Below are 9,376 nucleotides of genomic sequence, written 5' to 3' on the forward strand. Positions count from 1 at the left end.
CGGCGCGGGCGTGTCGGCGGCGACGGGGGCGAGCACGGCCGCCCTCCCCTCCGGGACCCGGCCGCCGGCCGCCGTGCTCGCCCCCGTCGCCGCCGACACGCCCGCGCCGTCCGACACCACCCCGGCCGACGCCGTACGCGCCGCGACCGACACCGTCCTCGCCCTGATCCGCGCCTGGCTCGCCGAGGACCGGCTCGTCGACGTCCCGCTCGTGTTCACCACCACCGGAGCCGTCGCCACCGGACCGCACGAGCGCCCCGCCTCGCTCACCGGCGCGGCCGTCTGGGGCCTGGTCCGCTCCGCCCTGCGCGAGCACCCCGGCCGCTTCGCCCTGCTCGACCTCGACGGTACGGAGGAGAGCCGGACGCCGCTCCCGGGCGCCCTCCCCGAGCTACTGCGCACGGAACCCGAACTCGCCGTCCGCGCAGGCCGGTTCCTCATCCCGCGCCTCGCCCGCGCCGCCGACGACCAGGCCCTCCCCGTACCCGCCGGCGACGACGCCTGGCGCCTCGTGAGCGAGGGCAAGGGCAGCCTGGAGAACCTCTCCCTCGCCCCGGCGCCGGAGGCCACCGCGGCACTCGCCCCCGGCCAGGTGCGGATCTCGGTCCGGGCCGCGGGACTGAACTTCCACGACGTCGTCCTCGCCCTCGGCATGATCGAGGAGGACCGCGACCAGTTCGGCTACGAGGCGGCGGGCGTGATCGCCGAGACCGGCCCCGGCGTCACCGGACTGAAGCCCGGCGACCGCGTCATGGGCCTGGTCCGTGACGGCTTCGGCCCGCTGGCCGTCGCCGACAGCCGGCTGATCGCCCCCGTCCCCGAGGGCTGGACCTTCGCCCGGGCCGCCTCCGTCCCGGTCGCCTTCCTCACCGCGTACTACGGCCTCGTCGACCTCGCCGAGGTCCGCCCCGGCGACACCGTCCTGATCCACGCGGCCGCCGGCGGCGTCGGCATGGCGGCCGTCCAACTGGCCCGCCACCTCGGCGCCGAGGTCCACGCCACGGCGAGCCACGGCAAGTGGGACACCCTGCGCGCCGCCGGCCTCGACGACGCCCACATCTGCGACTCCCGCACCCTCGGCTTCGAGCAGCGGATCCGGGAGGCCACCGGGGGCCGCGGCGTGGACGTCGTCCTCGGCTCCCTCGCCGGCGACTTCGTCGACGCCTCGCTGCGGCTGCTCGCACCCGGCGGACGGCTCATCGAGATGGGCAAGACGGACATCCGCGAGCCCCACAGCGTCGCCGCCGCGTACCCCGGCACCACCTACCACGCGTACGACCTGAACCTCGTGGCCCCCGAACGGGTCCGGGACATGCTCGCCGAGGTCCTCGCCCGCTTCGCGGACGGGACCCTCACCCCGCTGCCCGCCATGACCCGGGACCTGCGCCACGCCCCCGCCGTCTTCCGCCACATGTCCCAGGCCCGCCACACCGGCAAGCTGGTCCTGGACGTGCCCCGCCCGCTCGACCCGGACGGCACGGTGCTCGTCACCGGCGGCACCGGCACCCTCGGCGGCCTGGTCGCCCGCCACCTGGCCACCGCGCACGGCATACGGAACCTCGTCCTGACCAGCCGCCGGGGCCCGGCCGCCGCCGGGGCCGACGAGCTGGTGGCCGCCCTGGCCGAGGCGGGAGCCCGCGCCACCGTCGTGGCCTGCGACGCCGCCGACCGCACCGCCCTCCGGGCCGCGCTCGACGGCATCGACCCCGCCCACCCGCTGACCGCCGTCGTCCACGCCGCGGGCGCCCTCGACGACACCGCCGTCGACCAGCTCACCCCGGAGCAGGTGGACCGGGTCCTGCGGCCGAAGGCGGACGCCGCCTGGCACCTCCACGAGCTCACCCGCGACCTGGACCTCGCCGCGTTCGTCCTCTTCTCCTCCGCCGCAGGCACCCTCGGCACGGCCGGCCAGGCCAACTACGCGGCCGCCAACGCCTTCCTGGACGCCCTCGCCCACCGGCGCAGGGCCGAGGGCCTGCCCGCGGTGTCCCTCGCCTGGGGCCTGTGGGAGGAGACCAGCGCCCTCACCGGCACCCTCGACGACAAGGACCTGCGCAGGCTCGCCCGCACCGGCGTGGCCGCGATGCCCACCGCCGAGGCGCTCGCCCTCCTCGACGAGGCCCTGACCGCGACCCGGCCCGCCCTCGTACCCGTCCGGCTCGACCTCGCCGGACTCACCGCCTCCGGCGCCGAAGTCCCCGCCCTCCTGCGCTCCCTGGTCCGCAAGCCGGTACGCCGCCGCGCCCAGGCCGGCACCGCCGCCGGCGCGGCCTCGCTCGCCGACCGTCTCGGCCCCCTGCCCGAGGCCGAGCGCCGCAGGGTCCTCCTGGACCTCGTCCGCGAACACGCCGCCGTGGTGCTCGGCGAGTCCTCGCCGGCCGCGATCGGCCCGAACCGCGCCTTCAAGGAGCTCGGCTCGGACTCGCTCACCTCGGTGGAACTGCGCAACCGCCTCAAGACGGCCACCGGACTGCGCCTGTCCGCGACGCTCGTCTTCGACCACCCGACACCGGCCGCCATCGCCGACCACCTGTACGGAGAACTCGTCACCGACGGCGGTCCTGGCGCCACCGGCGCCGACGGCGGCGGCGGTCTCGACACGGCCGAACTCGACCGCCTGGAGGCCGGGTTCGAGGCGCTGCTCGCCGCCGCGCCCGACGCCACGACCCGCCAGGGCATCGGCACCCGCCTGCGCTCCCTGCTGCAGCGCTGGGAGCCCGAGGCGAACGCCGACACGGGCGGCGGCGACCTGAGCACGGCGACGGACGAGGAGCTCTTCGCGGCCCTCGAAGACGAACTCGATCTTTTCCGCGACTGAGGAAGGCTGACGGTCCGATGGGGCACCAGAACGACACCGGCGACACGAACGGCACGACCAACGCCGGCACCGAGGACAAGCTGCGCGACTACCTGCGCAGGGCGACGACCGAACTCCGCGAGGTCAAGCGCCGCCTGAAGGAAGAGGAGGAGCGCCGCGACGAGCCCGTCGCCGTCGTCGGCATGGCCTGCCGCTACCCGGGCGGAGCGACCTCGCCCGAAGCCCTCTGGCGGCTCGTCGCCGAAGGCCGCGACGTGCTGACCGAGCTCCCCGACGACCGGGGCTGGGACACGGAGGAGCTGTACGACCCCGACCCGGACCGGCACGGCACCTCGTACGCGTACGAAGGCGGGTTCCTGCACGACGCGGGCGAGTTCGACGCCGAGTTCTTCGGGATCTCGCCGCGCGAGGCGATCGCGATGGACCCGCAGCAGCGGCTGCTCCTGGAGACCTCCTGGGAGGCCCTGGAGCGCGCCGGCATCGACCCGCTCTCCCTGCGCGGCAGCGACACCGGCGTCTACGTCGGCGCCATCGCCCAGGAGTACGGGCCGCCCCTGCACCGCCCGTGGGAGGGCGCCGACGGCCACCTGCTCACCGGCACCACCTCCAGCGTCGTCTCCGGCCGCATCTCCTACGTCCTCGGCCTCGAAGGACCGGCGGTCACCCTGGACACCGCCTGCTCCTCCTCCCTGGTCGGCCTGCACATGGCCGTCCAGTCCCTGCGGTCCGGCGAGACCGACCTGGCGCTCGCCGGCGGCGTCACCGTCCTGGCCACCCCCGGCGTCTTCGTCGAGTTCTCCCGCCAGCGGGGCATGGCCCCCGACGGCCGCTGCAAGGCCTTCGCCGCCGCCGCCGACGGCACCGGCTGGGGCGAAGGAGCGGGACTGCTGGTCCTGGAGCGCCTGTCCGACGCGGTGCGCAACGGGCGCCGCGTGCTCGGCCTCGTCCGCGGGACCGCCGTCAACCAGGACGGGGCCAGCAACGGCCTGACCGCGCCCAACGGCCTGTCCCAGCAGAAGGTCGTCCGCCAGGCCCTGGACCGGGCGGGGCTGCGCCCGGCGGACGTGGACGTCGTCGAGGCCCACGGCACCGGAACCCGCCTCGGCGACCCGATCGAGGCACAGGCACTCCTCGCGACGTACGGGAAGAACCGGCCGGCGGACCGGCCGCTGCTGCTCGGCTCGCTGAAGTCGAACATCGGGCACACCCAGGCCGCGGCCGGTGTCGGCGGGGTCATCAAGATGGTGATGGCGCTGCGCGAGGGCCTGGTCCCCAAGACGCTGCACGTCGACGAGCCGACCCCGCACGTGGACTGGTCGGCCGGCGCGGTGGAGCTGGTGACCGAGGCCGTGGACTGGCCCGAGACCGGGCGCCCCCGCCGCGCCGCGGTCTCCTCCTTCGGCATCAGCGGCACCAACGCCCACGTCATCCTCGAACAGGCCCCACAAACCGGGCGGACGCCCGGGAACCCCGGGCCGGCCCCCGAGGCCGCCGCTCCGGCTCCCGGGTCCGTCGAGCGGGCCCCCGGGTCCGCCGATCCGGCGCCCGCACCGACCCCCGTGCTCGCCTCCCCGTTCCTCGTCTGGCCGGTGTCCGCCCGCGGCGAGGCGGCCCTGCGCGACCAGGCCGCGCGACTCCTCGAATTCAGCACCGCCCACCCGGAGGCCCCCGACACCGCCGTCGCCCACGCCCTGGCGACCACCCGCGCGACCCTGACCCACCGCGCCGTGGTCGTCGGCGAGGACCGGGACGAGCTGGAGCGGGGACTGCGCGCCCTCGCCGCCGGAGAGGAGTCCCCGCACGTGACCGTCGGCGTCCACACCGACGAGCGCGTCGGATACGTCCTGCCCGACCCGGACGGCCCGTGGCGCGCCATGGCCCGCGAGCTCGCCGACACCTCGCCGGTCTTCCGGGAGCACCTGGACGTCTGCGCCCGCGCCCTGACCCCCTACACCACCGCACCCGTACGCGACGTGGTCCTCGACCCGGCGGGACCGGACCGGCCGGCCGACGAACAGACCCTGCGCTGTGCGCTCTTCGCCGTCACCGTGGCCCTGGTCCGCACCTGCCGGGCCCTCGGCACCCAAATGGACGCCTTCGTCGGACACCCGGTGCACGAGGCCACCGCCGTCCACCTCGCGGGGGCCCTCACCCTCGACGGCGCCGCGCGCTGCGCCGCGCTGGGCGAGAAGCACACCGCCGACCAGCCGTCCTGGCTCTGGTTCCGTCCCACGGAGCAGGCCGCCGCGGGCGGCGGCGGGGAAGACTACGCCGTCCTCGTGGACCTGGCGGGCGGGGCGTCCCTGCTCACCGGACTCGCCCAGGCGTACGTCAACGGCTCTCCCGTCGACTGGTCCGGCCTGCTGCCCCCCGCCGCCGCGGCCCCCCTCGACCTGCCCACGTACGCCTTCCAGCGCCACCACTACTGGCTCGGCGCCCCGGAGCGCACCGTCACCGCACGCACCCTGCTGCACTGGCGGCCGGCGGACACCCCGCCCGGTGCGGGCGCCGACACCTGGCTCGCCCTGGTGCCCGCCGGTTTCACCGACGAGCCCTTCGTGACGCGGGCCGTGGAGGAACTGGCCGCCCAGGGAGCACGGGTCACCGTGCGGACCGTGGACCTGACGGACGCCGCGGACGACGAGGCACTGGGCCGGACCCTCACCGGGACGATCACGGAAGCGGCTCCCGCGGGGGTGCTCTCCCTCCTCGACGTCGACGGCTCCCCGTGCGGCGACGGCCTCATGGTCCCGCGCGGCACGCTCGCCGGCCTCGCGCTCGCCCGGGTGCTCCACGCCATGCCCGAGGCACCTCGACTGTGGACGGCCACCGACGACACGGCCGACCACCCCGAACCCGCCCCCCTGGCCTGGGCCGCATGACGGCCGTGACCACGCAGGCCGTGACCTCGACAACCGTGACGACGGCCGCGTCCCCGACGGCCATGACCCCGCAGGAGCAGGCACACGTCCTGCGCTTCGTCCGCGGCCTCCCCGACGAGGAGCAGATCGCCGCCGCCACCCTGGCCGTGCTCGCCGTACTCCGCGCGCGGACACCGGCCGGCCGCGCCGCACCGGGCGGTCCCGTCGTCCCGGCCCCCACCTGGGGCTTCGACCGCACCTATCGAGCCCCGGGTTCCTGGGCCGCCGCGCGGTAGCCCCGCGCGAACGCCCGCCCCCACCGAAACCTGCCCGACAGAGAGAAGAGTCCCCATGTCCCGCCGTCTGTTCACCTCGGAGTCCGTGACCGAGGGCCACCCCGACAAGATCGCCGACCAGATCAGCGACCGGATCCTCGACGCGCTCCTCGCCCAGGACCCCTCCTCCCGCGTGGCCGTGGAGACGCTGATCACCACCGGTCAGGTCCACATCGCCGGCGAGGTCACCACCGCCGCGTACGCGCCGATAGCCCAGCTGGTGCGCGACGCCGTCCTCGACATCGGCTACGACTCCTCCGCGAAGGGCTTCGACGGCGCCTCCTGCGGCGTGTCGGTGTCCATCGGCGCCCAGTCCCCGGACATCGCGCAGGGCGTCGACACCGCCCACGAGGTCCGCGTCGAGGGCGCGGGCGACGAGCTGGACGCCCAGGGCGCCGGCGACCAGGGCCTGATGTTCGGCTACGCCACCGACGAGACCCCCACCCTGATGCCGCTCCCCATCGACCTCGCCCACCGGCTCTCCCGCCGCCTGACCGAGGTCCGCAAGGACGGCACCGTGCCGTACCTGCGCCCGGACGGCAAGACGCAGGTCACCATCGAGTACGACGGGGACCGCCCGGTGCGCCTCGACACGGTCGTCGTCTCCTCGCAGCACGCCGCCGACATCGACCTCGACTCCCTCCTGACCCCGGACATCCGCGAGTACGTCGTCGAGCACGTCCTCAAGCAGCTGGTCGAGGAGGGCGTCAGCCTGGAGTCCGACGGCTACCGGCTCCTGGTCAACCCGACCGGGCGCTTCGAGGTCGGCGGCCCGATGGGCGACGCGGGCCTGACCGGCCGGAAGATCATCATCGACACGTACGGCGGGATGGCCCGGCACGGCGGCGGCGCGTTCTCCGGCAAGGACCCGTCGAAGGTGGACCGCTCGGCGGCGTACGCGATGCGCTGGGTCGCGAAGAACGTCGTCGCGGCGGGCCTGGCCAGGCGCTGCGAGGTGCAGGTCGCGTACGCGATCGGCAAGGCGGAGCCCGTCGGCCTCTTCGTCGAGACCTTCGGCACCGGAACCGTCGACCAGCAGCGGATCGAGCAGGCCATCGGCGAGGTCTTCGACCTGCGCCCGGCGGCGATCATCCGCGACCTCGACCTCAAGCGGCCCATCTACGCGGCGACGGCGGCGTACGGCCACTTCGGGCGCGAACTCCCCGAGTTCACCTGGGAGCGCACCGACCGTGTCGACGCCCTGAAGAAGGCCGCGGGGGTGTAACGCGTGCGCATCGCCGTCACCGGGTCCATCGCCACGGACCATCTGATGGTCTTCCCCGGCCGGTTCGCGGACCAGCTCGTGGCCGACCGGCTGGAACACGTCTCGCTGTCTTTCCTCGCCGACCGTCTCGACATCCGCCGCGGGGGAGTGGCCGCGAACATCGCCTTCGGCCTCGGCCGGCTCGGTCTGTCCCCCGTGCTGGTCGGCGCGGTGGGCGACGACTTCGAGCCGTACCGGGTCTGGCTCAAGGGCCACGGCGTGGACACCGACTCCGTGCACGTCTCCACGGAACGGCACACCGCGCGGTTCGTCTGCACCACGGACGCGGACCAGAACCAGATCGCGACCTTCTACGCGGGTGCGATGGCGGAGGCACGCACCATCTCCCTCGCCCGGGTCGCGGCACGGTCCGGGGGCCTCGACCTCGTGCTCGTCTCCCCGAACGACCCGGAGGCGATGCTGCGCCACACCGCGGAGTGCCGTGCACTGGGCGCCCGCCTCGCCGCGGATCCGTCCCAGCAGCTCGCCCGCCTCGAACGGGACGAGGTCCGTACCCTGATCGACCACTCGGACATGCTCTTCACCAACGCGTACGAGTCCGTCCTCCTCCAGGAGCGCAGCGGCTGGACCGAACAGCAGGTCCTGGGCCGGACCCGCCTCTGGGTCACGACACTCGGCGCCGACGGCTGCCGCATCCAGCGGGCCGGCGCCCGCACCCTCGACGTCCCCGCCGTACCGGCGACCTCGGTCGCCGACCCGACGGGCGTGGGAGACGCCTTCCGCGCCGGATTCCTCGCGGGCGTCGCCTGGGGAACGGACATCGAGCGGGCGGCCCAGCTGGGCAGCGTGCTCGCCACGACCGCCCTGGAGACGGTCGGCACGCAGGAGTACGAGCCGGAGCGGGACGACCTGCTGCTCCGACTGTCCGAGGCGTACGGGCCGACGGCGGCGGACGCACTCGCAGCACACCTGTCGAGGGCGCTGTGAGCGACCGGAAGAACGAACAGAAGAACAGAGCCGCCGCGCTGCGCGAGGCCTTCGCGGCCCGGGTCGTCGTCTCCGACGGCGCCATGGGCACCATGCTCCAGGCCCAGGACCCCACCCTGGAGGACTTCCAGCAGCTGGAGGGCTGCAACGAGATCCTGAACGTCTCCCGGCCGGACATCGTCCGCTCGGTCCACGACGCCTACCTCGCCGTCGGCACCGACTGCATCGGCACCAACACCTTCAACTGCAACTTCGCCGCGCTCGGCGAGTACGACATCGCCCACCGGATCTTCGAACTCTCCGAGGCCGGTGCCCGGATCGCCCGCGAAGCCGCCGACGCGTCCACACGGAACACCGGACAGCAGCGCTGGGTCCTCGGCTCCATGGGCCCCGGCACCAAGCTGCCCACCCTCGGCCACGTCGACTACGCCACCCTCCGCGACGCCTACCAGCAGAACGCCGAGGGCCTCCTCGCCGGCGGTGCCGACGCCCTGATCGTCGAGACCACGCAGGACCTCCTGCAGACCAAGTCCTCGATCATCGGCGCCCGGCGGGCACTCGACGCCCTGGGCATCGACGTCCCGCTGGTCTGCTCGGTGACCGTGGAGACCACGGGCACGATGTTGCTCGGCTCGGAGATCGGGGCGGCCCTGACGGCCCTGGAGCCGCTCGGCATCGACATGATCGGCCTGAACTGCGCCACGGGCCCGGCCGAGATGAGCGAGCACCTGCGCCACCTCGCCCGCCACGCCCGCATCCCGCTCTCCTGCATGCCGAACGCGGGCCTGCCCGTGCTCACCAAGGACGGCGCGCACTACCCGCTGTCGCCGTCCGAACTGGCCGACGCACAAGCGGAGTTCGTACGGGACTACGGCCTGTCCCTGGTCGGCGGCTGCTGCGGTACGACGCCGGAGCACCTGCGCCAGGTCGTGGAGCGCGTACGAGGCCTGACCCCGTCGGCGCGTGAGCCGCGACCGGAGCCCGGCGCTTCGTCCCTGTACAGCCATGTGCCGTTCCGGCAGGACACCTCGTACCTGGCGATCGGCGAGCGGACCAACGCCAACGGTTCGAAGAAGTTCCGCGAGGCCATGCTGGAGGGCCGCTGGGACGACTGCGTGGAGATGGCCCGCGACCAGATCCGCGAGGGCGC

The 9,376-nt window shown here is 74.5% G+C and carries 6 protein-coding genes; all 6 read left to right on the plus strand.

Annotation, left to right across the window (positions count from 1 at the left end; translation table 11 throughout):
- On the plus strand, positions 1 to 2,818 hold a 2,818-nt coding region (locus tag CCN56_RS18525; protein ID WP_179199896.1), incomplete at its 5' end, for an SDR family NAD(P)-dependent oxidoreductase.
- Between the two features lie 17 nt (positions 2,819 to 2,835).
- A complete protein-coding gene (locus CCN56_RS18530; protein WP_086828237.1) occupies positions 2,836 to 5,700 on the plus strand; it encodes a type I polyketide synthase in 2,865 nt (954 codons plus the stop codon).
- Positions 5,701 to 5,720: 20 nt separating this feature from the next.
- The gene (locus CCN56_RS18535) at positions 5,721 to 5,975 is read left to right on the plus strand and encodes an acyl-CoA carboxylase epsilon subunit (protein ID WP_143664551.1); all 255 of its coding nucleotides are present in this window, start codon (positions 5,721 to 5,723) and stop codon (positions 5,973 to 5,975) included.
- A 55-nt stretch (positions 5,976 to 6,030) separates the two neighbouring features.
- On the plus strand, positions 6,031 to 7,239 hold the full coding sequence (gene metK / locus CCN56_RS18540) for a methionine adenosyltransferase (RefSeq protein ID WP_086828241.1): 1,209 nt from the start codon (positions 6,031 to 6,033) through the stop codon (positions 7,237 to 7,239).
- Between the two features lie 3 nt (positions 7,240 to 7,242).
- Positions 7,243 to 8,226 (plus strand): carbohydrate kinase family protein, encoded by a 984-nt coding sequence (locus CCN56_RS18545; RefSeq protein WP_086828242.1) that lies wholly within the window; start codon positions 7,243 to 7,245, stop codon positions 8,224 to 8,226.
- Positions 8,223 to 9,376 (plus strand): homocysteine S-methyltransferase family protein (locus CCN56_RS18550; protein WP_179199897.1); only part of this gene is annotated, 1,154 nt, incomplete at its 3' end. The genes CCN56_RS18545 and CCN56_RS18550, both read left to right, overlap by 4 nt.

It is taken from the genome of Streptomyces sp. NRRL B-24572, assembly GCF_002156145.1.
In the GTDB taxonomy this organism is placed as follows: Bacteria; Actinomycetota; Actinomycetes; order Streptomycetales; family Streptomycetaceae; genus Streptomyces; species Streptomyces vietnamensis.

Excerpts from the sequence above, each read along its gene's own strand:
- CCN56_RS18530 (WP_086828237.1), top strand. The coding sequence starts at position 2,836 with ATGGGGCACCAGAACGACACCGGCGACACGAACGGCACGACCAACGCC.
- metK (WP_086828241.1), top strand. The coding sequence starts at position 6,031 with ATGTCCCGCCGTCTGTTCACCTCGGAGTCCGTGACCGAGGGCCACCCC.